This is a genomic window from Vibrio sp. R78045, from assembly GCF_042466085.1.
Classification (GTDB): domain Bacteria; phylum Pseudomonadota; class Gammaproteobacteria; order Enterobacterales; family Vibrionaceae; genus Vibrio; species Vibrio cyclitrophicus.
This window is the reverse complement of sequence record NZ_JAXHBS010000018.1, coordinates 1,424,880-1,451,035: the sequence shown is the minus strand read 5'-3', so window position 1 is coordinate 1,451,035 and position 26,156 is coordinate 1,424,880. Positions and strand designations below refer to the sequence as shown.

Genomic DNA, 26,156 nt, shown 5'->3' with positions numbered 1-26,156 from the left:
TTGTCTATCTGGGTTAACTTGCTGGGTGCGATTCTTCGTGTACATCCTTGGCCTTTCGGATGGGACAGTGGCAACACAGTCTCTAGAACAAATTTCATTTTACTTCATTCAAAACGTCACTTAACTGTCATTTGTGAGGCATAACTTGAGCCTTAACTGAATAAGGATTGTTAAGGAGATCGTATGCGTACTATCGAACCTATTGTCCGCTGGGATGTGGCATTTTCTGTTTTCTGTTTGAAGAGTCGTTATAGCGGGCAACATGCAACGCTGAGTAAAGCGATATCTCATACTGGAGATGGACACCTTTACATTTTGATTGCTCTGGTCGCGCTGTTGGTGGATAGCAATGCTGGCCGAGATTTTCTCTTGGTGGGCTTAACTGCCTTTGCAATCGAGTTACCTATTTACTGGTTTGCCAAAAATACCCTCAAGCGTCGCAGACCAGCTGAATTCTCTTCACTGCTTTACTCCCATATCGTTCCATCTGACAAATACAGCCTTCCATCTGGACATTCGGCTGCTGCTTTTGTTATGGCGACCTTAATCGGACATTTCTATCCAAGCTTGTATCTCTTTAGTTTGATTTGGGCTGCAGCGATTGCGGGCTCGCGAATCTTGCTTGGTGTGCACTTTTTAACGGATGTGCTAATTGGCGCTGTCTTGGGGATAGCTTGTACTAGCCTAGCCATCAGCTTCATTTTGTAATCACTTTTGTCAGTCGTTGCCGAGCTTAAGCTCAAACCTAAAGGAACACCCATGAAAATATTATATGGCGTACAAGGTACAGGGAATGGTCATATCGCTCGTGCAAGAGCAATGGCGGTGGCTTTTCGCCAACAAAATATCGATGTCGACTTCCTATTCTCAGGACGAGATGAGAGCAAGTACTTCTCAATGGAAGAGTTTGGGAACTATCAAACCCGCGATGGCTTAACTTTTTTCAGTGAGCAAGGGCAGGTTAAGTACGGTAAAACATTCATCAAGAATAATATCTGGCGATTTATGCGTGAAATTAACCAGATCGATCTGATGCCTTATGACTTAGTGCTTAATGACTTTGAACCTGTGACTGCATGGGCGGCTAAGAGACAGGGTGTACCATGTATTGGCATAAGCCACCAAAATGCGTTCCGCTACGATGTGCCTAAAGAAGGAGGAAACTGGATTGAACATTCAGTGATTCAGTACTTCGCGCCAACAGAGCACTCTATTGGTCTTCATTGGTATCACTTTGAGCAACCCATATTACCTCCTATAGTTCACACGCTGACTCATCATGAACAAACGACAGCGCCACAAAATTTCACTTTGGTTTATTTACCGTTTGAAGATCTTGAGGCGATTTCGGAGTTGTTGATGAAGTTCATTTCTCATCATTTTATCTGTTATCACCCCAATGTTATTGAGCACAGTCGAGTCGAAAATATTGAGTTCAAACCACTCAGTCATGCAGGCTTCCAATTTGACCTGAATCAGTGCTCTGGTGTGGTCGCTAACGGTGGCTTCGAATTGCCATCAGAAGCCTTAACTTTGGGTAAAAAGTTGCTTCTCAAACCGCTTGATGGGCAGTTCGAACAACAAAGCAATGTCGCCACGCTAGAAGCTCTGGGGTTGGCACAAACGATGAGCTTTTTAGATGCGGCTATTTTACGTAGCTGGCTCAATGAAAAACAGGCAGAAATAGTGACCTATCCCGACGTGGCAAGTGCACTCGTTGAGTGGGTTTTAGCGGGGAATTGGTCTGACCAAGATGCCTTAAGTAAACAGCTTTGGGATAAGGTGGATTTTCCTAGTTATGCATCGTTAACCTGATTCATAAGTGGAGTTTTTGAATTAACTAGCTAAACAATTCATGAGTTCAATAAATTGTAACAAATGTAACTGAACGATAGAACAGCTAAATAAGTCGAAATGAAACTCATAAATGTCTTATTTTATGTTTTTTTATAACTCCATAAATACATGATTTTAAAATGTTATTTAATCATTAAGGTAAAATTAAATTATTCTTTATCAATCTTGTTGGTAGCTCGAGATGTATTGGTTAATAGTAATGGCAATCCGAAAAGTATCGGTCTGGTAAATATAAGAATTAGTGGTTATCTATTGCCATACCATTACCAATTTAACGCTGTCGAAGCGACTAGAGGCAACTTGAATGTTAGAGAAAAAAGACGCAATGAGTGCAATTGCAAGCTACAGAATGGAAAGCACACTTCGTGGAGTCGACTTAAATCTTTTGACTGTATTTGATGCAGTTATGCAAGAGCAAAACATTACACGTGCAGCTCACAACCTGGGCATGTCTCAGCCTGCTGTAAGTAACGCTGTTGCTCGTCTAAAAGTGATGTTTAACGACGAACTATTCATGCGTCAAGGTCGTGGTATTCAACCAACTCAACGTGCTCGTCAACTGTTTGGCCCAATCCGCCAAGCACTGCAGTTAGTACGCAACGAACTACCAAGTTCTGTGTTCTCGCCAGAGTCGTCTTCTCGCCTGTTCAAACTTGCGATTTGTAGCCCTTGTGATATGCGTTTTGCTCCTAAGATTATGTCGACAATCAACGACCAAGCACCTAGCGTTAAGCTGCATATGGATGCAGAGTTCGATCGTCAGCTTTCTGAGCGTATGCGTTACCAAGAAATCGACTTCGTGATTGATTACGCTCGTTTTGATGAGCAAGGTTTCTCAAGCACTGAAATCTTCCAAGATGAATTGGTTGTGGTTGCTTCTGCTTCTCACCCTCGAATTAATGGTGAAGTTTCAGCAACTGAGTTGTTGAATGAAAAGCACGCAAAATTGTCTCGCATTCACGGTCAACGTAGCTTCTCTGAGCAAGCTTACCGTGACCTAGATTGCACGCCTTTCTACGAAGGTACGAGCTTGAGCAACGTTCTTTACGTTGTTGGTCAATCTGAATTAGTGACGATTGCACCTCGTTGGATGGTAGAACATGCAGCAAATAAAGAGCAGCTTCAGATTCTAGATTTCCCATTCGATAATGCGGCAATTTCAGGCTTCCTAAGCTGGCACGAATCAAGTGAAAAGGATAAAGGACACATTTGGTTACGAGATCAGTTAATGATGATCTGTGGCGAAGTAGTGGCACTTAACTAGACACTAATCCCTATGATTTATAAGCCCTGAGCTGGGAGTCTGGCTTAGGGCTTTTTTGTACCTGCTATTTTTGTTGATAGAAAACTTAGCGTGAGACGTACTATTACTTATAACTTTGAGCTTCGTCAGTTGCCTTTTCTATGATCGGAGGTACACTTGTGCGCTCAAAAAAGCTTACAGGTGTAAGCCAAAGGTAAAGAGATGGCCAATTTAGATTTTCATATCGTAAAAAGACTTCGTGACCAAATTGCCCAAGGCGGCAACCGTACAGCTTTGAAGCACAAAGTCGACAATGTATGGCAAGGTATTAGCTGGGAGCAGTTTGGACAGCAGATCGATACGCTTTCATTAGCACTATTGGCTCAAGGATTGAGAGTTCAAGATAAGATCGGTATCTTTTCCAACAATATGCCTCAGTGGACTGTGGCAGATTTCGCATCTTTGCAGGCTCGTCTTGTCACTGTGCCGATTTATCCAACCAATACTGCTGCGCAGTCTTCTTACATTATCCAAAATGCGGATGTGAAGATCTTATTCGTTGGTGAGCAAGCTCAATTCGATGCTGCGGTTAGCCTCTTTGAAGAGTGCGAACAGCTGGAAGTTGTTGTGGCGATGTCTAATGATATCAACATTCAAGAACACAGCTTTGCCGTATCGTGGCAAGATTTCATGGCACGTGGTGTTGAAGCTCAACAAGTTGAACTTGACGTTCGTTTGGCTGATGCAAGCATGGATGACTTACTGACCCTTATTTATACCTCTGGCACGACAGGCCAACCAAAAGGTGTGATGCTTGATTACACCAATATTGGCTATCAATTAAAAGGTCACGATGAACGTCTCAGCTTGACTAAAGATGATGTATCACTGTGTTTCTTACCTTTGTCACATGTGTTTGAGCGCGCTTGGACTTTCTATGCCCTCTATAAAGGTGCAACCAACTGTTACCTACAAGATACGATGCAAGTGCGTGATGCTCTAAGCGATGTGAAACCGACAGTAATGTGTGCAGTTCCACGTTTCTACGAGAAGATTTTCTCAGCGATTCACGAGAAGGTATCAAAAGCACCGTTTATCCGTAAGGTGCTGTTTACTTGGGCGGTGAACATGGGAGCAAAGCTTTCTGTTTGTCACCAAGAAGGTCGTACTCCATCGTTTATGCTGAAGAAGAGTCATGCTTTAGCCGATAAACTTGTGCTATCTAAATTGAGAGCTCTGCTAGGCGGTAATATCAACTTCATGCCATGTGGTGGCGCGAAGCTTGATGAAACCATTGGTCGCTTCTTCCATGCTATCGGAATCAACGTAAAACTTGGCTACGGCATGACAGAAACCACGGCAACAGTATCGTGCTGGGATGACCGCTGTTTTAACCCTGATTCGATTGGTATGTCGATGCCGGGTGCTGAAGTAAAAATTGGTGCTAAGGACGAGATTCTTGTTCGTGGTCCAATGGTGATGCGTGGTTACTACAAGATGCCAGAAGAGACCGCTAACACGTTTGACGAGCATGGCTTCCTGAAAACCGGCGATGCGGGTCATTTTGATGAAAATGGTAACCTGTTCATTACTGATCGTATCAAAGAATTGATGAAGACCTCTGGCGGTAAGTACATTGCCCCACAAGTGGTTGAAGGCGCGATTGGTAAAGATCATTTTATCGAACAGATAGCCGTTATCGCTGATACACGCAAATTCGTTTCAGCTCTGATTGTTCCTTGTTATGACTCTCTAGAAGAGTATGCCAAAGAGCTTAATATCAAATATCATGACCGCGTTGAGCTTGTTAAGCATCACCAAATTATCGAGATGCTAGAGAAACGTGTGAATAACCTACAGCAAGAACTGGCTAAGTTTGAGCAAGTAAAGAAATTCAAACTGCTGCCAAAAGCATTTTCTATGGATGATGGTGAACTGACACCGACTCAGAAATTGCGTCGTAAAGTTATCAACGATAAGTATCAAGACGAAATCGAAGAAATGTACAATGAAAAGCCTAAAGATAAGTAGTTTTCTGCTTAGATAAATTTTCAGTTGTTCAAAAATCCCCCTACGAATGTGATTGCATTTTTAGGGGGATTTTTTGTGTCTAGCGATCCAACACAATGTGCGAAAGCGCACACTGATTAAGCTGTTATTTATAGATAAATAGCGATTCATTTAAATATTAAGTGCTTTTTTTGTTGGTCAATCTAGTTGTTATAGCTATTTAATGGGCTTAGTTTAGGTTTTATTTAATGCTTTGAGCTGATAGTTGGTTTTTTACCACGATTGTCAGATAACAGGTGTTAGACCAGATGATAATAAAGCGTTAAAGTTGTTTCGTATTACTGTTTGTTGTTATCACTACAGACAGCCATAGCCGAAAAAGTGGAAGTATTTCGAATTAGGCTACGAATAAGCCCTAGACTATGAAAAATCAGCCCAACATGTTCACCAAATATGATTGGAAACTGATGAGGAGAGCAATATGACAACAAAACCTGAAACAGCAATGTTATCCGGCGCTGAGATGGTGGTGCAGTCTCTAATTGAAGAGGGTGTAGAACAAATCTTTGGTTACCCAGGTGGTTCTGTACTTGATATCTATGATGCACTGCATGCTAAAACTGCTGAAATTAAACACGTATTAGTAAGACACGAACAAGCCGCGACCCATATGGCCGATGGCTATACTCGTTCTACCGGTAAACCTGGTGTAGTACTGGTATGTTCTGGTCCAGGCGCAACCAATACCGTTACTGGTATCGCAACAGCCTACATGGACTCAATCCCAATGATTGTTATTTCTGGTAACGTACCAAATAACCTTATTGGTAACGACGCCTTTCAAGAGTGTGACATCGTGGGCGTATCCCGTCCGATCGTTAAGCACAGCTTCCTCGTGAAGAAAGCGGAAGATATCCCTGAAGTCGTTAAAAAAGCATTCTATATTTCAACGACAGGACGTCCTGGTCCTGTGGTTATTGATCTGCCTAAAGACATTTTAAACCCACAAATCAAGCTTCCTTATGAATACCCAGAAACGCTGAAGATGCGTTCGTATAACCCAACGGTTACGGGTCATAAAGGTCAAATCAAGAAAGCATTAAAAGCACTCCTTGAAGCGAAGAAGCCAGTACTTTATGTCGGTGGTGGTGCGGTTATTTCTGAGGCTGATAAGCCACTGTTAACATTAGCAGAGGCATTGAATTTACCCGTGGTTAGCACCCTAATGGGGCTTGGCGCTTTTCCGGGCACCCATAGAAACTCTTTGGGTATGTTGGGCATGCACGGTTTGTATGAAGCCAACATGGCAATGCACAACGCAGATTTGATCTTTGGTATTGGCGTGCGTTTCGATGATCGAACGACCAATAACCTGGATAAGTACTGCCCTGATGCGAAGATCATGCACATTGATATCGATCCATCTTCTATCTCTAAGAACGTGAAAGTGGACCTACCGATTGTAGGCTCAGCGGAGAAAGTTCTAGAGAGCATGGTCAACCTGCTTGTTGAACAAGGTGGAAGTAACGATGCGCAAGCGATGGAAAGCTGGTGGAGTGAAATTAAACAGTGGCAAGAACGCGACTGTTTAGCTTATGAGAAATCATCTGAGAGAATTAAGCCACAACAAGTTATTGAAACACTTCATAAAGTAACCAATGGCGATGCTTATGTTGCTTCTGATGTAGGCCAACACCAAATGTTTGCTGCTTTGTATTACCCGTTTAACAAGCCACGCCGTTGGATTAACTCCGGTGGTCTAGGCACGATGGGTTTTGGTCTACCTGCAGGTATGGGCGTTAAGTTTGCTAAACCAGATGAAGAGGTGGTTGTAGTAACTGGTGACGGCAGTATTCAAATGAATATCCAAGAGCTGTCGACTGCACTGCAATACAATATTCCAGTTAAGATTATTAACCTTAACAACCGTTTCTTAGGCATGGTAAAACAGTGGCAAGACATTGTTTATCAAGGTCGTTACTCTAATTCATATATGGACTCTGTTCCTGATTTCGCTGCAATTGCCGAGGCTTATGGCCATGTTGGTATGCGTATTTCATCTCCGGATGAACTGGAATCAGGTTTGGAAAAAGCACTAGCGATGAAAGACCGTTTGGTATTTGTCGATATCAGTGTGGATGACACCGAGCACGTATACCCAATGCAGATCAAAGGCGAGGGTATGGACAACATGTGGCTAAGTAAAACGGAGAGAACATAATATGAGACACATTATTTCACTATTAATGGAAAACCAACCTGGTGCACTTTCTCGAGTGGTTGGTCTGTTTTCTCAGCGTGGCTATAACATTGAGTCTTTGAATGTATCTCCGACCGATGATCCAACACTTTCTCGTTTGAACGTCACCACTAATTCAAGCGAAATGCAGCTTGAGCAGATCCAGAAACAGCTACATAAGCTTATCGATGTACTGAAAGTACAAGAAGTCTCTGAACTTGAGCACATTGAACGTGAATTATTGATGGTAAAAGTACGTGCGAGTGGTTTTGCTCGTGCTGAAGTTAAACGTACCGCAGATATTTTCCGTGGACAGATTGTGGATGTAACCGCGTCTCAGTACACGGTTCAAATGGCTGGTACTAGCGAGAAACTTGATGCCTTCATTCAGGCATTGTCTGAAGTAACAGAAGTGCTTGAAGTCGCTAGAAGCGGTGTTGTTGGTATTGCTCGCGGTGAGCGAGCGTTGAAAGCCTAAACAATAAATCTTTTAAAAACAGCTTTTAAGCCGCTTTTTTAGGCGGCTTTTATTTTGTTAATTTTATAGAGTGCTATAATCCTCCGCTCTATTTTTCCTCCTGAGCTAGTAATGAGAAATAAAAAATCAATAATTACATTACTAATTATCTCAATCACACTCTGTTCTGCCGTTGCCCTTTATTACTTACAGCGCTACAAAGAAGTTAAACAGCAGAGCTTCGACTACTCAGCGAAACAAGCTGTCCATCAACTCGTTTATGCCAAGCGAGATTACGATCTGCTTAAGACTCAATTAGTTTCAGTAATGGGGCTGCTCAGCCAAAGCCAAAGTCTTGTCAATTTTGCCGAATCTCCGTCGGAACGAACCAAAGATCTACTCGAAGAGGTCTGGCAATCTGTTCTCGTCAATCAGAAATGGTATACCCAGATTCACTTATTGGATATCACTGGTAAAGAGCTAGTTCGAGTGAATTACTCGTCAGACACTGGAAAGGTGACAATCCCAGAAGAGTTACAAAACAAGTCTGATTCAAGCTATTTCCAACATGCTCAAAACTTAGAGGCCGAACAAATTGGCGGCTGGGGAATTGAGCTTGAAACGGAGCACGGTGAGCTAACTTTCCCCTATATGCCAGTAATCCGCGTATTTACGCCTGTGGAAACACCAGAGAAGCGAGTTGGCTATCTTGTTATCAACCTCGATGTATGGGGATTATCGTCACGTCTTAGTTTTTCACCAGACAATGACTTAAGAGCCGAAGTCATTAATGAGGCGGGCTACTACATCGCAAGCAGCAATAGTAATAAGCTATTTGGTGATGCTATTTCTGAAAGGAAAGGGCACAACCTGAAAAATATTGCCCCGAAAACGTGGCAAGCAATCAGTAGCGATCAGATAGGGTACGTTTTCGAAGATGGTAATTTGTTTGCGTTTAACACCGTTATGCTCGCCAATAATCAAAAAATCCATCTACTGATCCATCTTGATCAGAAGCAATTGATGGATAGGGCTGAACAAAGCCTAAGTGACCTCTCTCAAGAAGAGGTGTTTGTGTTACTGACGGTACTGGTTTTTGCGTTCCCGTTTGCTTATTTAGTGACTCATTATCGACGTCGTAGTTTAGAGAGTAAGTTGGCGCGCGCCGCTTTGAATGGTATGTCCGCTGTGATGATCTCAGATAGGCACCACCGTACTATGATGATCAATAACGAATTTGAGAACATGACTGGGTACAGCAAAACTCAAGTTATCGGAAAGAATGCATTGCAGCTATTGCTTGAGAATACCGACCAAGTGCTCTCAAGTTCTGATATCTGGAGTCATTTAGAGCAAGAAGAAGTCTGGGAAGGTGAAGTAGAGTGTAAGAACAAACTGCGTATTCCTTTCACCGCGATCATGAGAGTCCAAGCGGTTAAAAATAGCTCTGGAAAGGTCAGCTATTATATTACTTCCTTAGTCGATATTTCTGTCAGAAAAGAGCTTGAAGTGCGTTTGCGTGTACTCAGTGAGAGAGACTCTTTGAGTAACCTTTGGAACCGACGTAAGTTCGAAGAACAGCTCGCGTATTATTCTCGTTTGGTCGAGCGTTACCCTAATGAAGCGACCACTTGTTTAGCCTTAGTCGATATCGATAACTTTAAGCGAATTAACGACGAGCTTGGCCATGATGAAGGTGACCGTGTGATTGCTTGTGTTGCTAAGATTCTGCAAGACAGTCTTCGTAGTACTGACTTTGTTGCTAGGGTCGGTGGTGAAGAGTTTGCCCTTCTGATGCCACACACTTCATTATCTGAAGCTCAACGTGTATTGGATCGCTTGCGAATAGAGATAGAACTGTCTGTTGGTACTAAAGTGACAGTGAGCGTTGGCTTTACGGATTTAACGAGTAACAGCACTCGTTCATATAAATGCGCTGATGTCGGGCTTTATGACTCAAAATCGTCTGGGCGTAATACTGTTTCAATGTGTCCAAGTCATGCTGATGTGGCGTAGTTATCTTATTGGTTCATTAGACCAAACAAGTAGATAATCGCCTACTCTCGATCTGTCTAACGCCTTAACGCCGCTCTTAAACCCTACATGAGATCCACGCTTTGATCCCAACTTTAACTCGACTTTTTCTCGTCATAACCAGCACTTTGGTAGGTGCTATTTCTATGAATCTCACTTTTGAGCGATCTGTGTCACGAAATCCTTACAGTTAGACTAAAGTCTAATGCTGGTGATAATTTGAGCTAAACTGAACGATAAGTAAACTACCTTGCTTCGAATTGGACCGTATAGAGCGGAACAGTAAATTAAAGTGTTTACCAGATGTAAAGGACGACACCGTTAACGTAATTCAACTGGTTATCTAGCCTTATCAATTAGTTGATTGGCAGCAGTAGAATTAGGTTAGCAGGAGCAAGAGTTTGGGGATCATACTGTCTGGTTAAAAGAGGCGTGGTATGTTTGTCGATTTTTTAGTGAGATTAACTATAGGTGCATTGGCCATTCTTGGTTTTCAACTCAGTGCGTTGTATTTTTTACCTATGGTTGTGCTGCTCAATACTCATCATAAAGAGTTTTTTGGGTGGTAGTTCAGTTGTAATGCTGGAAACAAAAAACGGAGCTATTAGGCTCCGTTTTTATATGATCAAAGCTTATTTTTGTATTATGCGGCTTCGATAATCTCTTCAATACGTTTCATTGAGCCTAGTAAATGCTGATCGAGTAGTTCTGTCGCTTGTTCAATATTTTTAGCCAATACTAACTTCATGATCATTTCGTGTTCATCAATATTGAACAGATCATCAGCGACAGTTTCTGCTGACATAGCTAGAAAACGGTAGCGCTTTACTTGGTTAATCAGGTCGTCAAAGAACTTAAACATGTTCTCTGAGTCTGCACCTTCGAGCAATGCTGCATGAAATCGTTGGTGGCGTTCTTCCCACTCAACACAATCAAACTCTTCTGATACATGTTGGACGCGTGACAGTTTATGGTAAGACGTCAGTACTTCTAGTTCCCAGCTTTCATCGCCTGCAGAAATCGCTTTTTTAAGTAAAACAGAAGAGACAACACGAAGGCTTTCGTAAAGATCATTGAGTTCTTTCTTTGAAACAGGAGAAACCCAACAGCCTTTTTGTGGCTCTAGTTTGACGTATTTACTCCAAGACAATTGCACTAGGGCTTCACGAATTGGAGATGCACCAACGTTGTATCTATTTTTTAGATCAGCAACAACGAGCTTTTGACCTGGGGTTAATTCACCGTTGAGAATATCTTGGCGAATCATCTTTGATACTTTGTCAGTGAGAGTAGGACTAGACATTACAAACCTCATGTATATTTGATTTCTAGTCTGCTAATCCATCTCTTGGAAAGAGCCATTGGATATTAACAGTACGTAGTTCTATCTTGTTTGATAATATAGCGTACTGAAAAGTTAGGCAAGATTTGTTTCATAAAAAAAGAGGGCCGAAGCCCTCTTTTATATTTTTATGCGAATCGGTTCATTCTTATAGAACGTGAACAGATGCCGTGTTTGTAGTACCAGAAGCCACTAGAGCGCCAGAAACCATTACTACGATATCGCCTTTGTTACCTAGGCCAGATTGTAGAGCGATTTCTTTACCGTTGATGTAGAACGTGTCTGTGTTCTCGATAGAGTCAACAAGAACTGGTTTAACACCTTTAGTAAGAACTAGCTGTGCAGCTGTCTTTTCGTTAGTTGTTAGAGCAAGGATGTTTGCTGTTGGGAAGTACTTACGTACTGAACGTGCAGACTTACCGCCTTCAGTTGCAACAACGATTAGAGGAGCAGCTAGCTTCTCTGCTGTGTCTACAGCGCCTTTACATACTGCTTCAGTGATGCGTAGACGTGGGCTGTCTAGACGAGAACCTAGCTCAGCTTTAAGAGCTGAATCAGTGCGGTTCGCGATTTGAGCCATGATAGTAACAGCTTCAACTGGGTACTTACCTTTAGCAGTTTCACCAGAAAGCATTACAGCATCAGTGCCATCCATAATTGCGTTCGCAACGTCACCCGCTTCTGCACGAGTTGGACGTGGGTTGCTGATCATAGAGTCAAGCATTTGAGTTGCTGTGATAACCATCTTACGTGCACGGTTACACTTCTCAATCATCATTTTCTGAGCGAAGATTACTTCTTCTGCTGGGATTTCAACACCTAGGTCACCACGTGCAACCATGATGCCATCAGAAGCTTCAAGGATTGAATCGAAGTTATCTACACCTTCTTGGTTTTCAATCTTAGAAATGATGTGGATGTTTTCGCCACCGTTAGCGTTTAGAAGCTCACGGATTTCTTTAACGTCGTCTTCTTTACGGATGAAAGAAGCAGCTACGAAATCAACGCCTTGCTCACAACCAAACTTAAGGTCAGCTTTGTCTTTCTCAGAAAGAGCTGGAAGTTGAACAGATACGCCAGGAAGGTTAACACCTTTGTTTTCGCCTAGAGCACCGTTGTTAAGAACTTTACACTTAACTTCAGTTTCTGTTGTTGCGATAACTTCCATTTCGATTAGGCCGTCATCAACAAGGATTGTGTTACCTGCAGTTAGGTCTTTAGCGAAACCTAGGTAAGTTACTGCTACTACGTCTTTGTTACCAACAACTGTTGCGTCAGTTGTGAAAGTGAACTCTTGACCAGCTACTAGATCTACGTCGTTACCATCTTCAAGCTTGATAGTACGGATTTCAGGACCTTTAGTATCTAGAAGGATAGCAAGTTGCTCACCTTTGTTTTCCATTACTGTACGGAAGTTCGCGATACGAGTGCCGTGCTCTGCGAAGTCACCGTGAGAGAAGTTAAGACGCATAACGTTCATGCCAGCATCTACTAGTTCAGTTAGCTTCTCTACAGATTCAGTTTTAGGGCCAATCGTACATACGATTTTGGTCTTTTTCATGGAAGGTACTCTCCGGTAAGTATTGTTACAATTTGAAATTTATTTAAGTTCTGAAGATTGGCCCGCTACATCAACATTTTGTGCCTGTTGTGTAAAAGCGTGGGACTTCCAATATGTCCTTCAGAGTTGTAAGTCTTTCATCAATTTTAGTCATTTTATGACTAAAAGATTTTGATTCAACGTCGTGTTTCTGTGACTTACACCAACATATCAGGTGAAAGTTGCAGAAAAATAACGGTCAGTTCTGTAATTTTTTTTCTTTTCGGGTGCGGATTCTACCACCTAATGACTTCAATATCACTGCTTAACAATTGTCTTAGGACAAGGTTTCATCGCTATTTATTAATTTTTTGGATCAAAATAAATGGACTAAATAGTTTCGTTGTAACTATAATATGTTTCATATCGAAACTTATTGGCCTTTTTTAAATGTCGAAACGAAACACTCAGCTTAGAAGACATGCAATTTCTAACCTAGTGAATGAAAAGGGGGAGGTTAGTGTTGATGAATTATCCGCTAAGTTTGAAACCTCAGAAGTCACTATTAGAAAGGACTTAGCGTCTTTAGAGAAAAACGGTCAGCTTTTACGCCGTTATGGTGGTGCGATTTCATTGCCGAAAGAGGTTGTGAACGAAGAACTGGGTCAAAAAGTTTCGACTCGAAAGATTTCACTAGCAAAAGCCGCTGCAGATTTGATTCGTGACCATAATCGTATTGTGATTGATAGTGGTAGTACGACAGGTGCCTTAATCCAGCAACTTAATACTAAGCGTGGTTTGGTTGTTATGACCAACTCGTTGCATGTGGCTAATGCGCTTAATGAGCTTGAAAGTGAACCGACATTATTAATGACGGGTGGTACTTGGGATACCCATTCGGATTCTTTCCAAGGCAAGGTCGCAGAGTCGGTACTTCGTGCTTACGATTTTGACCAATTGTTCATCGGTGCTGATGGTATCGACCTTGATAGGGGAACGACTACTTTCAATGAATTGATTGGTCTGAGCAAAGTTATGGCTGAAGTGTCACGAGAAGTCATCGTGATGGTTGAGTCTGAAAAAGTGGGACGAAAGATCCCTAATTTGGAACTAGCGTGGGAACACATCGATATTTTGATAACAGATACAGACTTGGGTAAAGAATCCCAAGCAAGTATTGAATCACATGACGTTCGAGTGATCCTAACGGATCCAACCTAAACCTAATTTAAATTATTGTGCATTTAACTTCCTATAATTGATCTATTGAAGATATGGCCTTTGCTTGCTGCCAGTAGGAAAAAACGAAATTGATGGAGTAAAACTATGTGTGGAATTGTTGGTGCAGTAGCACAACGTGATGTAGCTGAAATCTTAGTAGAAGGCCTTCGCCGCTTAGAATACCGAGGTTATGATTCAGCAGGTGTTGCTGTGGTTGATAGTGAATCGAACCTAACTCGTGTACGCCGCCTAGGTAAAGTGCAAGAGCTAGCAGACGCAGTAGACGAGCAACATGTGATTGGCGGTACTGGTATTGCTCATACTCGTTGGGCGACACACGGTGAGCCATCTGAAGCGAACGCACACCCACACATGTCTGGCGATATTGCCGTTGTACACAATGGCATTATCGAAAACCACGAAGCACTGCGCGTTCTATTGCAAGAGCGTGGTTACGTGTTTACTTCACAAACGGATACTGAAGTTATTGCGCACCTAGTTGAGTGGGAATTGCGCACATCAGACTCTTTGGTTGAAGCACTGCAAAAAACAGCAAAACAATTAGACGGTGCATACGGCACGGTAGCTGTTGATCGTAAAGATCCTAGCCGTATTGTTGTGGCTCGTTCTGGTAGCCCGATTGTTATCGGTTTCGGTGTTGGTGAGAACTTCCTAGCATCTGATCAATTGGCACTACTAAGTGTAACTCGTCGCTTCATGTACCTTGAAGAAGGTGATGTTGCTGAGGTAACTCGTCGTGATGTTACGGTATTTGATGTAGCGGGTGAGCGTGTTGAACGTGACATCGTTGAGTCAAATGCAGAACACGATGCGGGTGATAAAGGTCAATACCGTCACTTCATGCAGAAAGAGATCTTTGAACAGCCAACAGCGTTAATCAACACGATGGAAGGTCGCATCTCTGAAACGTCTGTTATCACTAATGCAATTGGTGTTAAGGCAGAAGAGATCCTAAGCAAGGTTGAACACGTGCAGATCATCGCATGTGGTACGTCTTACAACTCAGGTATGGCGGCTCGCTACTGGTTTGAATCTCTAGCTGGCGTGAGTTGTGACGTAGAGATCGCTTCTGAGTTCCGTTACCGTGACTTCGTTGTTCGCCCGAACAGCCTATTGGTGACTCTGTCTCAATCTGGTGAAACGGCGGATACGCTTGCTGCACTTCGTCTTGCAAAAGAGAAGGGTTACATGTCAGCAATGACTATCTGTAACGTTGCAGGTTCTTCGCTAGTTCGTGAATCTGATTTTGCCTTCATGACTCGCGCAGGAACCGAGATCGGTGTTGCTTCAACTAAAGCCTTCACAACACAGCTAGCGGCTATGCTGATGATGGTAACTTCAATTGGTCGCCTGCAAGGTCGCATCAATGAAGAGAAAGAAGCAGAGATCGTTCAAGCACTGCATCAACTGCCTGCTGATATCGAGAAAGCATTAGCGTTTGATAAAGAGATCGAAGCGCTAGCACCTGATTTTGCAGATAAGCACCACACACTGTTCTTGGGTCGTGGTGAGTTCTACCCAATCGCGATGGAAGCGTCTCTTAAGCTGAAAGAGATCTCTTACATTCACGCAGAAGCCTACGCGGCAGGTGAGCTTAAGCACGGTCCTTTGGCTCTTATCGATGCAGATATGCCTGTTGTGGTTATTGCACCAAGCAACGACTTGCTAGAGAAGCTGAAATCAAACGTTGAAGAAGTACGTGCTCGTGGCGGTCTACTTTACGTATTCGCAGATGAAGATGCAGGCTTTGAAAGCGATGAGAACATGAAGATCATCAAGATGCCTCACGTAAGTGAAGTAACAGCACCTATCTACTACACAGTACCAATGCAGCTGTTGTCTTACCACGTAGCGCTAATCAAGGGTACCGATGTTGACCAACCTCGTAACCTTGCGAAAGCAGTAACGGTTGAGTAATCGTTAGCCCATCTAAGAAAATTAGATAATAAGAAGCCCATCCTGTGATGGGCTTTTTTTGTGTCTGTTAATTAACGATCAGTGTTAGAGCTAGCGGTAGCGTCATTAAGCGCTAAGTGCTTGCTCTAGGTCAGCCAAGATATCGTCAATATGCTCAATGCCTACTGAGAGGCGAATCATCTCTGGTGATACACCAGCTTGCTTTTGTTCCGCTTCGCTTAATTGACGGTGTGTTGTAGAGGCAGGGTGACAAGCGAGAGATTTTGCATCGCCGATGTTCACCAAGCGCTTGAAGATTTGTAGAGCATCATAGAAACGAACACCTGCTTCATAACCATCTTTCAAGCCAAAAGATAAAATGGCAGACGGCTTACCTTGCATGTATTTCTCAGCCAGCGGATAGAACTCAGACGTTGGTAAACCCGCGTAGCTCACCCAACTCACTTTCTCATGTTGCTGAAGGTACTCAGCTACTTTCAGTGCATTCTCTGTGTGTCGCTCCATGCGTAGCGATAAAGTTTCTAGACCTTGCATTAGCATGAAGGCATTCATTGGCGACAGCGCAGCACCCGTATTACGCAGTGGAACCGTTCGAGCACGACCAATAAACGCGGCTTCGCCAAAAGCCTCGGTATAAACCACACCGTGGTAAGAAGGTTCTGGCTGATTAAACACGGGGAAGCGATCTTTGTGTTCTGCCCATGGGAATTTACCTGAATCGACAATAACACCACCCAACGTTGTTCCGTGACCACCAACGTATTTGGTGAGTGAGTGAACCACGATATCGGCACCAAAGTCGATAGGTTTGCATAGCACTGGTGTCGCCACCGTATTATCAACAATCACAGGTACACCTTGTGCGTGAGCAAGCTCTGCCACACGTTCTAAGTCGATGATGTTGCCTGCTGGGTTACCGATACTCTCACAGTAAACCGCTTTGGTTTTTTCATCGATCAGCGCGGCTAAGCTCTCAGGCTTGTCGTCTTTTGCAAAGCGAACTTCAATCCCTTGGTTTGGTAACATATGAGCAAATAGGGTGTAAGTACCGCCGTAAAGCTGAGGAGTTGAAACGATGTTGTCGCCGATTTGGGCCAACGTTTGAATCGCGTAGTTGATCGCAGCGCTGCCAGCACTCACCACTAATCCGGCAATACCACCTTCTAAGGCTGCCATGCGCTTTTCCAACACATCATTGGTTGGGTTCATAATACGAGTGTAGATATTACCTGGTACTGCAAGGTTAAACAGGTCGGCACCATGTTGTGCATCATCGAATTCATAAGCAACGGTTTGGTAAATAGGAGTAGCAACCGATTTGGTTGTTGGATCGGTTTCGTAGCCGAAGTGAATCGAGAGCGTTTCGTCTTTCATGAGTCTTCCCTGAACTATTGAATGATTTGTGTACTCTCATATTGCCGATTTTTTTATAAAAGAAAAGTAAGCTCAGTCACAGAGAGGCAATTGGAATTGTGTTCGGGACGATTCGCTATTTGTAGGAAATATAGCTATTGAGTTGTACTGCTTCAGAAAAGCAAAAAGCCAGAGCAGTATAAACTGTTCTGGCTTTTCTAATTTGGTGGCCCCTCCCAGATTTGAACTGGGGACCGAACGATTATGAGTCGTGCGCTCTAACCACTGAGCTAAGGGGCCGTAGGGCATAGATTATAGGGGAAGCGCTCAATGGTGTCTAGACACTATAGGGGCCAATTCCGCTTACATCTTAGCCACTTAAATCATGTAGGCACAAAAAAGGTGAGCCAACGCTCACCTTTTCTATTTTAAGCTTAAAAGCTAATCACATTAAAGCGTGTGATTACTCGTCTAGGAAGCTGCGCAGAGTTTCTGAACGGCTTGGGTGACGAAGTTTACGTAGTGCTTTTGCTTCGATTTGACGGATACGCTCACGAGTTACGTCGAACTGCTTACCCACTTCTTCAAGAGTGTGGTCTGTGTTCATGTCGATACCGAAACGCATACGTAGTACTTTAGCTTCACGAGGAGTTAGGCCCGCAAGAACGTCTTTAGTTGCACCGCGTAGGCTGGTTGCCGTTGCTGAGTCTAAAGGAAGCTCAAGAGTTGTATCCTCGATGAAATCACCTAGGTGCGAATCTTCGTCGTCACCGATTGGTGTCTCCATTGAGATAGGCTCTTTAGCGATTTTCAGTACTTTGCGGATCTTGTCTTCAGGCATTTGCATGCGTTCAGCCAATTCTTCTGGAAGTGGTTCACGACCCATCTCTTGTAGCATTTGACGAGAGATACGGTTTAGTTTGTTGATCGTTTCGATCATGTGAACCGGAATACGGATAGTACGAGCTTGGTCGGCAATCGAACGAGTGATTGCTTGACGGATCCACCACGTAGCGTAAGTAGAGAACTTGTAACCACGACGGTATTCAAACTTATCTACGGCTTTCATCAGACCGATGTTACCTTCTTGGATTAGATCCAGGAATTGTAGACCACGGTTTGTGTACTTCTTAGCAATCGAGATTACTAGACGTAAGTTCGCCTCAACCATCTCTTTCTTCGCACGACGAGCTTTCGCTTCACCGATAGACATACGACGGCTGATGTCTTTAATGCTTTGAACAGTAAGAGAGGTTTCGCGTTCGATCATATCCAGTTTTTGGATAGAACGACGAATGTCGTGCTCGTTACGTTTAATTTTTTCTGCGTATGGCTTATCTGAAGCAAGAACTTCATCCAACCATGCTTCGCTAGATTCGTTGCCAGTAAATAAGGCAATGAATGATTTCTTCGGCATTTTGCCGTACTCAACCGTTTGACGCATGATTAGGCGTTCTTGAGTACGTACACGATCCATTGAAGTGCGAAGTTCATTTACTAGGTAGTCAAACTGTTTTGGTGTCAGACGGAATTCTTTGAATACGTCTTGCATCATTGTTGTTGCAATCGTTGCTTTCGGGCTTTCGTGGCCGTATTCATTGATTGCTAGCTGACGGTTTTGGTAGCTAGTACGAAGCGCTGTAAACTTCTCAAGAGCAAGCTCAGGATCAATACCTGTATCTTCTTCTTCCTCTTCCTCGTCGTCTTCAGCTTCTTCTTTGTCTTCGTCTTCCAGATCAGTTTCAGCAAGTTCTGAACCGATGTGTGTTGCCGTTGGCGCAGCTGTGCCATCGTCGTCTGGGTCAACAAAGCCATTGATTAGGTCTGTTAAGCGAATCTCTTCTGCTTGTACGCGGTCAAACTGTTCCAAGATATATGGAATGGTGCCTGGGTACTCAGCAACGGATAGTTGAACGGTATTAATACCGTCTTCAATACGCTTAGCAATGTCGATCTCGCCTTCACGAGTCAGTAGCTCAACTGTACCCATTTCACGCATGTACATACGAACAGGGTCAGTAGTACGGCCAATCTCGCTCTCTACGCTTGAAAGCGCAGCAGCAGCAGCTTCAGCTGCATCTTCATCTATATTGGCATCGTCATCATTAAGAGCTAGATCATCAGCATCAGGTGCAGTTTCTACTACCTTGATACCCATGTCGTTAATCATTTGAATGATGTCTTCTACCTGTTCAGAATCCACGATTTCTGCAGGTAGGTGGTCGTTTACTTCGGCGTAGGTCAGATAGCCTTGTTCCTTGCCTTTAATAACAAGTAATTTTAGCTGTGACTGCGGATTTTGATCCATAGATGATATCCAACTTCAGGTCTGGTGAAGGACGTTGCATTCTCAAATGCAAACCAATTATGTTAACAAATTTATTAAATGCTGACTAATCAAACAGGGTTACGCTTTTAGATCTAGCATTAAAGCTAGTAGCTCCCTTTTTTCTTCGGCTGATAAACCGACACTTCTTGCTTTGGCCTGCAGGTTTTCAATTTGTTTTTCAACGCACTGGGCAAGGATATTGTCCAATGAATCTAAAAATATGTCTTCTTGATTGTCTTCGTCGAGGGGGATTTCCCAGCTCGCGAGACGAGACAGAAGTGCCTCATGTTTATTATGTCGCCAATGCTCTAATAATTGGCCTGTGTTGATATGGGGATGCGCGTGGCATTTATCAAGTACTTCAACGAATAAACTTAGTCCAGGCAACTGTAAGCCTTTGACGCTTGATAAGTCCGGTACCATATCAGCATAGCTCGGATTTTGGATAAGCAAAGCGATAACTTCACGCATTGGAGTGCGCTTGAGCTCTTTATGCGGTTGAGGTGTCGGGTTCTTTGTATGAACGCGAGCACGTCTTAATTGGTTATCAAATCCAGTACGCTCATCGAGTAATTTTTCGAGCAGTTCTTGGAAGTAACTGTCAGGAATTTTATTAATCAGGGCACTGGCGTGTGCACGCAGGGCCGATTTTCCTTCGGTTGTTCCTAAGTTTAGCTTATGCAGTTCGATGAGGTTATCAAACAAGTAAGTCGAGAGCGGGGTCGCATTTTGTACCAGTTGTTCAAAAGCGTTTTTACCGTGTTCTCTTATATAGCTGTCAGGGTCTTCGCCATCAGGCAAAAATAGGAACTTCAGCGTATTACCTGTTTTTAGAAACTCTAATGCGTTTTCTAATGCGCGCCACGCCGCTTCTTTACCTGCTCTGTCGCCATCATAACAACAAACCACGGTACTGGTTTGTCGGAATAACATTTGAACGTGGTCACCTGTAGTTGAGGTGCCCAGTGAGGCTACTGAATAATCGACACCATATTGCGCGAGAGCGACGACATCCATGTAACCTTCTACAACAAGTATCTGAGGCGGTTCACGGTAGGCTTGCATCACTTCATAAAGGCCGTAAAGCTCTTTACCTTTATGGAAGATAGGCGTTTCTGGTGAGTTTAGATATTTCGGCGTGCCGTCTTCTAAAACACGACCACCAAATCCAATCACTCGGCCACGACGGTCACGAATCGGGAACATTACGCGTCCACGGAATCGATCGTATCGGTTGCCTTTATCGTTTTCTATTAACATGCCGCCAGTAACCAGCATGTCTTGGGCTTCTTTTTGTTGCCCGAAGTTTTTACGAACAAGGTCCCACTCGTCGGCAACGTAACCAATACCAAATTTCTGGACGATTTCACCAGACAGTCCACGATTTTTTAGGTAATCAATCGCAGGCTTGTTAGCTGAGATCTTCAGTTGAGAGCGGTAAAAATTACTGATTCCGCCCATCAAATCGTAGAGGTTACGTTTTTGTTCGCTGTTGGCTCTTGGTGTTGTTGATATTTCACCGCTGCGCTGTTCTCTTGGGACATCTAACCCGAGAAAGGAAGCAAGCTCTTCAATCGCTTCCACGAAATCGAGGCGTTCGAACTCCATCATGAAGTCGATGGCATTGCCATGTACGCCACAGCCAAAGCAGTGATAAAACTGTTTTTCTTGGCTTACGCTGAAAGAGGGGGTTTTCTCATTGTGAAATGGACAACAAGCACCATAGTTTTTGCCTTTTTTCTTAAGTTTCACGCGTGCGTCGACAATATCGACAATGTCGAGACGTGCTAGGAGATCATCGATGAAACTGCGCGGGATGTGTCCTGCCATAAAACCTTAGAAAAATGCACTAACTGAGAGTGTGGATAATAATAGTTTGAATGGGTTACAGATACAAACAAGCCGTGCGTTCCGAAGGATTGCACGGCTTGTTGCAATTTGATTTGGGATTAAGCGAGTTTAGAACGAACTAAACCACTCACTTTACCCATATCTGCACGCCCTTGAATTTGTGGTTTCAAGATAGCCATTACTTTACCCATGTCTTGCATGCCCGCTGGTTGAGCTTCGGCGATTGCGCTATCAAGTAGTGCAATAACTTCTTCTTCGGTTAACGGCTGAGGCATAAAGCCTTCAAGTACAGTAATTTCTGCTTTTTCCACATCAGCAAGATCTTGACGATTTGCCGATTCATATTGAGCAACAGAATCGCGACGTTGCTTAACCATTTTAACTAATACAGCAAGAATGTCGTCGTCGTTCAGAGTGATCCGTTCGTCAACTTCACGTTGCTTAATTGCTGAAAGAGCTAAGCGGATAGTGCCAAGGCGCGGTTTGTCCTTGGCTTTCATCGCTAATTTTTGCTCTTCTTTGAGTTGTTCAATAAGAGCCATAACTCAGTCCTTATGGATTAAGTTATTAGTACAGGCGAACGCGACGTGCGTTTTCGCGAGCTAGCTTCTTAGCGTGACGCTTTTGAGCTGCTGCTTTAGCGCGTTTGCGAACTGTAGTTGGTTTTTCGTAATGCTCACGACGACGCACTTCAGAAAGGATACCTGCTTTTTCACAAGAGCGCTTGAAACGACGTAGTGCAACGTCGAACGGTTCGTTTTCACGTACTTTAACTATTGGCATATGCCTTTCACCTCAGGGGTTATTCATTATCGCTGGTCACTCAGTACCAAATCAGAGAAGTTACCATCGAGCTAACTCTCTATTCGCGTTTGGCCATTAACCAGCTTGATCAAAAATGGTGCGGAATTTTAATCCGATCACAGTGGCTTTGTAAAGCACTTTGTCGATTATAGTCTGTACAATATTTGTTTGAAGAGCTTAGGCAGGGTAATATTGCGCTAATTTCCCATTTTAGACGAAAGCGTGCCGAGAAAATTATGCGCATTATTGGTATTGAAACCTCTTGTGATGAAACAGGAATCGCGATTTATGATGATGAGCAAGGGCTGCTTTCTCATCAATTATACAGCCAAGTAAAACTGCACGCCGATTATGGTGGTGTGGTGCCTGAACTTGCATCACGTGACCACGTGAAAAAGACCATTCCATTGATTAAAGCGGCATTAGCGGAAGCTAACTTGACCTCCAAAGACATTGATGGTGTTGCTTACACGGCTGGCCCAGGTTTAGTTGGTGCACTGCTCGTGGGTGCAACCATTGGTCGTAGTATTGCTTATGCGTGGGGCGTGCCTGCTGTGCCAGTGCACCATATGGAAGGTCACCTTCTTGCGCCAATGTTAGAAGATAACCCGCCACCATTCCCATTTGTGGCTCTGCTGGTTTCTGGCGGACATACCATGATGGTAGAAGTGAAAGGCATCGGCGAGTATCGAATTCTTGGTGAATCGATTGATGATGCGGCCGGTGAAGCTTTTGATAAGACCGCGAAGTTGATGGGTTTAGATTACCCAGGTGGTCCATTGCTGTCTCGTTTAGCAGAAAAAGGCACTCCAGGTCGTTTTAAGTTCCCGCGTCCAATGACCGATCGTCCAGGGCTCGATATGAGCTTTTCTGGTCTAAAAACATTTGCTGCGAACACGATTCGTGCGAATGACAACGACGATCAGACACGTGCTGATATCGCTTACGCGTTCCAAGAAGCCGTTTGTGCGACCTTGGTAATCAAATGTAAGCGTGCCTTGGCGGAAACGGGCATGAAACGTATAGTGATTGCTGGTGGTGTAAGTGCCAACAAACAGCTACGTATTGAGCTTGAAGCGCTGGCGAAGAAAATCGGTGGTGAGGTGTACTACCCACGCACTGAGTTCTGTACTGATAACGGTGCGATGATTGCTTACGCGGGTATGCAACGCCTTAAAAATGGTGAAACGGCTGATTTGTCTGTTCATGCCACGCCGCGTTGGCCAATTGACCAACTAGAGCCAATTGCTTAAGTAGTCGCAATCGTTCAACGAGAAAAAGTCGATCAACGAAAACAGTCGATCAACAAAACAGTCGATCAACAAAAACTAAGCGCAGAATAAACCAGTGTGTTTCGATAAACGGTCGCCTCGTGCGGCCGTTTTTATATATCGTCGTTTCATAAGCTGAGCGATATTCGTAGAGAGATATTAGGGAAGAAAATGAACAAGTTTACTGTAGATAATCAGTCAATGACGTACCTCGATGAAGGTCAAGGCCCTGTCGTAGTATTCGGCCACAGCTATCTTTGGGATAGTGCGATGTGGAAGCCACAGATCGATGCGCTAAAAGCGCAGTATCGTTGTATTGTTCCAGAGCTTTGGTCTCATGGTGAATCTCAAGCTGCACCAAGTTCAATGCGTAACCTAAAAGATTACGCTCAGCACGTTTTGGCTCTGCTTGATCATTTAGAGATCGAAGAATTCTCAGTGGTTGGTTTATCGGTTGGCGGTATGTGGGGAGCAGAGTTAGCGGAATTAGCTCCTGCACGAATCAAGTCTCTGGTACTTATGGATACCTTTGTTGGTTTAGAGCCAGAAGTTGCTCATGCTAAATACTTCAGCATGCTAGACACCATTACTCAAACCAAAATGGTTCCTCAGCCGATTGTAGAAGCGGTTGTTCCACTGTTCTTCGCCAATGATGCTCAAACTAACTCACCAGCTTTAGTGGAAGGTTTTACTCAGCAGCTATCGTCACTTGAGGGTGAGAAAGCAGAAGAAGTCGCACGAATCGGTCGAATGGTGTTTGGACGTCGCGATATGATTGAAGTGGTAGAGAACTTTGCATTGCCAGTTTTGATTGCCGTTGGACAAGAAGATAAGCCACGTCCAGCATTGGAATCTTACTTAATGCACGATTGCATTACAGGCAGTGAGTTAGTGGTGATTCCTGGGGCGGGTCATATTAGTTCGCTAGAGCAGCCCGAGTTTGTTAACGCTATGCTGAAGACGTTTTTAGATAAACATCTGCTGTAAGCTCTAAAATACTGAGTATGATTGATCGACTTATACTTACGTCGCTTTAAACGTATCTCGGTTTTAAAATGGTTCGGCTTAGACATGACAGTTTAAGCCGATTTTTTTTGCCCGAGTTTTGGTTCACTGCCATCGAGTAAGCGACGAATATTCTGATGGTGACGTAGAACGATTAAGCAACACAACATGGCTACTGGCAGTGTGTATTGAGGTTTGACTAACCAAGCGTAGAAAGGCGCAAGCAACACAGTAACCAATGCCGCTAAAGAAGAATAACGAAACAAAAATGCCACCACTAACCATGTCGCCATGATCATGCCTGTTAAATCGAATCCAATTGGTGCGATGGCTCCAAGTGCGGTGGCAACGCCTTTACCGCCTTTGAAATGGAAGAATATCGGGTACATATGACCAAGGCATGCAGCAATAGCCACAACGCCTAAAATGATCGAGTCGATATTGAGGTAGTAGCCAAGCCAGACTGGAATGGTGCCTTTAAGCATGTCACAAAGTAGTACGGCTGCCGCGGCGCCTTTACCGCCCAAGCGGAGTACATTGGTGGCCCCTGGATTGTTGGAGCCTACCGTTCTTGGATCAGGAAGTCTTAAGACTCGGCATATCAAGACCGCACTCGAAATTGAACCTAGCAAATAGGCTGCAATGATCATGATAAGTGCCAAAGGGGTCATGTTTTTCCTTAAACGGTTGTAAGCCTAACGATGGGAAAATAATGCTCAATCCAAGAGTAATTGATATCATATCTGGAATTACACGAATAATACGTTTTTTTCCCCAATATGGGTATCCGACCTCTAAAAGGACAAGTCATGGCACTGGATAAAGTTTTCATTGAACAGCTAGAAGTAATTACAACGATCGGTGTTTACGATTGGGAACAAGAGATTAAACAAAAACTTGTACTTGATATTGAAATGGCTCATGACAACCGCCCTGCGGGAAAAAGTGACGATGTAGTCGATGCTTTGGATTATTCGACAGTCAGCACTGCGGTATTAGATCATATTGCTAATGGTCGCTTCTTATTGGTTGAACGTGTAGCAGAAGAAGTCGCTGAATTGATCATGACTCAATTCTCTGTGCCTTGGATTAAGATCCGTTTGGCTAAACCTGGCGCAGTGCCACAAGCGAAAGCAGTCGGTGTGATCATCGAACGAGGTCAGGCATGACAATAGCCTATGTTGGTGTCGGCACGAACATAGACCGCGACAAGCATGCAAGGGTGGCATGGACAGAGCTTCAATCGTTAGGGACTAACCTTAAATGCTCTAAAATCTATCACTGTGAGCCTGTGGGGTTTAAAAGCCACTCGTTTTATAACTTTGTGATAGAACTCGACACATCACTATCATTGACTGAATTTTCACAGCAACTGCGTAAGATTGAGTTTAAATGGGGTCGCTCTGAAGACGCTCATAAGCTTCAAGATCGAAAGCTCGATCTTGATATTGTGCTGTTTGGAGAGGTGGTTTCTGAGAGCGATCCAGAATTACCACGCAGTGATATTTATAAATATCCTTTTGTAACACAACCACTTTATGATCTCTGTCCTGCGAGAGTCATCCCGCAAGACGGACGAACCGTCGGTGAAATATGGCAGAAGATGCAGCAACTAGACTCGCTCTCTGTCGTAGACATAAAACTATAATTTTTAAGGTAAGT

The 26,156-nt window shown here is 43.6% G+C and carries 21 protein-coding genes and 1 tRNA gene; 13 read left to right on the top strand and 9 right to left on the bottom strand.

The annotated features are described in order from the left end of the window. Positions 1-183: 183 nt before the first annotated feature. The 7 genes from SJY39_RS28230 to SJY39_RS28200 all read left to right on the top strand — a co-directional run bounded on the left by SJY39_RS28230 (position 184) and on the right by SJY39_RS28200 (position 9,822). Positions 184-708, top strand: a complete 525-nt coding sequence (locus tag SJY39_RS28230) for a phosphatase PAP2 family protein (RefSeq protein WP_010434498.1) — start codon at positions 184-186, stop codon at positions 706-708. Between the two features lie 51 nt (positions 709-759). Continuing rightward, the gene (locus SJY39_RS28225; RefSeq protein WP_016767771.1) at positions 760-1,815 is read left to right on the top strand and encodes an MJ1255/VC2487 family glycosyltransferase; all 1,056 of its coding nucleotides are present in this window, start codon (positions 760-762) and stop codon (positions 1,813-1,815) included. A 346-nt stretch (positions 1,816-2,161) separates the two neighbouring features. Then, positions 2,162-3,121 carry a transcriptional regulator LeuO gene (gene leuO, locus SJY39_RS28220; RefSeq protein WP_010434501.1) on the top strand — a complete coding sequence of 320 codons (960 nt, stop codon included), beginning with the start codon at positions 2,162-2,164 and terminating at the stop codon, positions 3,119-3,121. 201 nt (positions 3,122-3,322) lie between these two features. Further along, the gene (locus SJY39_RS28215) at positions 3,323-5,131 is read left to right on the top strand and encodes a long-chain fatty acid--CoA ligase (protein WP_010434506.1); all 1,809 of its coding nucleotides are present in this window, start codon (positions 3,323-3,325) and stop codon (positions 5,129-5,131) included. Between the two features lie 460 nt (positions 5,132-5,591). Further along, a complete protein-coding gene (locus tag SJY39_RS28210; RefSeq protein ID WP_016788295.1) occupies positions 5,592-7,331 on the top strand; it encodes an acetolactate synthase 3 large subunit in 1,740 nt (579 codons plus the stop codon). Position 7,332: 1 nt separating this feature from the next. Further along, on the top strand, positions 7,333-7,827 hold the full coding sequence (gene ilvN, locus SJY39_RS28205) for an acetolactate synthase small subunit (protein WP_008219984.1): 495 nt from the start codon (positions 7,333-7,335) through the stop codon (positions 7,825-7,827). Between the two features lie 111 nt (positions 7,828-7,938). After that, the gene (locus SJY39_RS28200; RefSeq protein ID WP_016788294.1) at positions 7,939-9,822 is read left to right on the top strand and encodes a diguanylate cyclase; all 1,884 of its coding nucleotides are present in this window, start codon (positions 7,939-7,941) and stop codon (positions 9,820-9,822) included. Positions 9,823-10,483: 661 nt separating this feature from the next. Here SJY39_RS28200 and SJY39_RS28195 read toward each other — a convergent pair. Next, on the bottom strand, positions 10,484-11,155 hold the full coding sequence (locus SJY39_RS28195; protein WP_080572722.1) for a GntR family transcriptional regulator: 672 nt from the start codon (positions 11,153-11,155) through the stop codon (positions 10,484-10,486). 175 nt (positions 11,156-11,330) lie between these two features. Continuing rightward, complete coding sequence (pykF, locus tag SJY39_RS28190) at positions 11,331-12,743, bottom strand: pyruvate kinase PykF (protein WP_010434521.1); 1,413 nt, start codon at positions 12,741-12,743, stop codon at positions 11,331-11,333. Positions 12,744-13,172: 429 nt separating this feature from the next. Here pykF and SJY39_RS28185 point away from each other — a divergent pair, with 429 nt between their 5' ends. Both SJY39_RS28185 and glmS read left to right on the top strand, forming a co-directional pair. Further along, positions 13,173-13,943 (top strand): DeoR/GlpR family DNA-binding transcription regulator, encoded by a 771-nt coding sequence (locus tag SJY39_RS28185; protein WP_010434523.1) that lies wholly within the window; start codon positions 13,173-13,175, stop codon positions 13,941-13,943. Between the two features lie 105 nt (positions 13,944-14,048). Continuing rightward, entirely contained in the window at positions 14,049-15,881 is a 1,833-nt protein-coding gene (glmS, locus tag SJY39_RS28180) for a glutamine--fructose-6-phosphate transaminase (isomerizing) (protein ID WP_016767767.1), read from the top strand. 105 nt (positions 15,882-15,986) lie between these two features. Here the strand turns inward: glmS and SJY39_RS28175 are convergent, their stop codons facing one another. The 6 genes from SJY39_RS28175 to rpsU form a co-directional block, all read right to left on the bottom strand. Then, on the bottom strand, positions 15,987-17,255 hold the full coding sequence (locus SJY39_RS28175; protein ID WP_010434545.1) for an O-acetylhomoserine aminocarboxypropyltransferase/cysteine synthase family protein: 1,269 nt from the start codon (positions 17,253-17,255) through the stop codon (positions 15,987-15,989). Between the two features lie 203 nt (positions 17,256-17,458). Continuing rightward, a tRNA-Ile gene (locus SJY39_RS28170) sits at positions 17,459-17,534 on the bottom strand. A 163-nt stretch (positions 17,535-17,697) separates the two neighbouring features. Continuing rightward, entirely contained in the window at positions 17,698-19,542 is a 1,845-nt protein-coding gene (rpoD, locus tag SJY39_RS28165; protein ID WP_010434608.1) for an RNA polymerase sigma factor RpoD, read from the bottom strand. A gap of 99 nt (positions 19,543-19,641) precedes the next feature. Then, positions 19,642-21,393: a DNA primase gene (gene dnaG, locus SJY39_RS28160; protein WP_016792999.1), complete on the bottom strand. Its 1,752-nt coding sequence runs from the start codon at positions 21,391-21,393 to the stop codon at positions 19,642-19,644. Positions 21,394-21,512: 119 nt separating this feature from the next. Then, positions 21,513-21,956 carry a GatB/YqeY domain-containing protein gene (locus SJY39_RS28155; protein ID WP_010434610.1) on the bottom strand — a complete coding sequence of 148 codons (444 nt, stop codon included), beginning with the start codon at positions 21,954-21,956 and terminating at the stop codon, positions 21,513-21,515. 25 nt (positions 21,957-21,981) lie between these two features. Further along, positions 21,982-22,197: a 30S ribosomal protein S21 gene (gene rpsU / locus SJY39_RS28150; RefSeq protein WP_004396009.1), complete on the bottom strand. Its 216-nt coding sequence runs from the start codon at positions 22,195-22,197 to the stop codon at positions 21,982-21,984. A gap of 257 nt (positions 22,198-22,454) precedes the next feature. Between rpsU and tsaD the strand changes: the two genes are divergently transcribed. Continuing rightward, positions 22,455-23,471, top strand: a complete 1,017-nt coding sequence (gene tsaD, locus SJY39_RS28145) for a tRNA (adenosine(37)-N6)-threonylcarbamoyltransferase complex transferase subunit TsaD (RefSeq protein WP_010434613.1) — start codon at positions 22,455-22,457, stop codon at positions 23,469-23,471. Positions 23,472-23,660: 189 nt separating this feature from the next. Next, positions 23,661-24,476, top strand: coding sequence for an alpha/beta fold hydrolase (locus SJY39_RS28140; protein WP_016767765.1), 816 nt, complete (start codon positions 23,661-23,663; stop codon positions 24,474-24,476). A 92-nt stretch (positions 24,477-24,568) separates the two neighbouring features. Here the strand turns inward: SJY39_RS28140 and plsY are convergent, their stop codons facing one another. Then, on the bottom strand, positions 24,569-25,165 hold the full coding sequence (gene plsY / locus SJY39_RS28135; RefSeq protein ID WP_016767764.1) for a glycerol-3-phosphate 1-O-acyltransferase PlsY: 597 nt from the start codon (positions 25,163-25,165) through the stop codon (positions 24,569-24,571). Between the two features lie 138 nt (positions 25,166-25,303). Between plsY and folB the strand changes: the two genes are divergently transcribed. Both folB and folK read left to right on the top strand, forming a co-directional pair. Next, positions 25,304-25,663, top strand: coding sequence for a dihydroneopterin aldolase (gene folB / locus SJY39_RS28130; RefSeq protein WP_004735969.1), 360 nt, complete (start codon positions 25,304-25,306; stop codon positions 25,661-25,663). Further along, positions 25,660-26,142, top strand: a complete 483-nt coding sequence (folK, locus tag SJY39_RS28125) for a 2-amino-4-hydroxy-6-hydroxymethyldihydropteridine diphosphokinase (protein ID WP_010434622.1) — start codon at positions 25,660-25,662, stop codon at positions 26,140-26,142. The genes folB and folK overlap by 4 nt, the downstream gene beginning before the upstream one ends. Positions 26,143-26,156 lie beyond the last annotated feature (14 nt).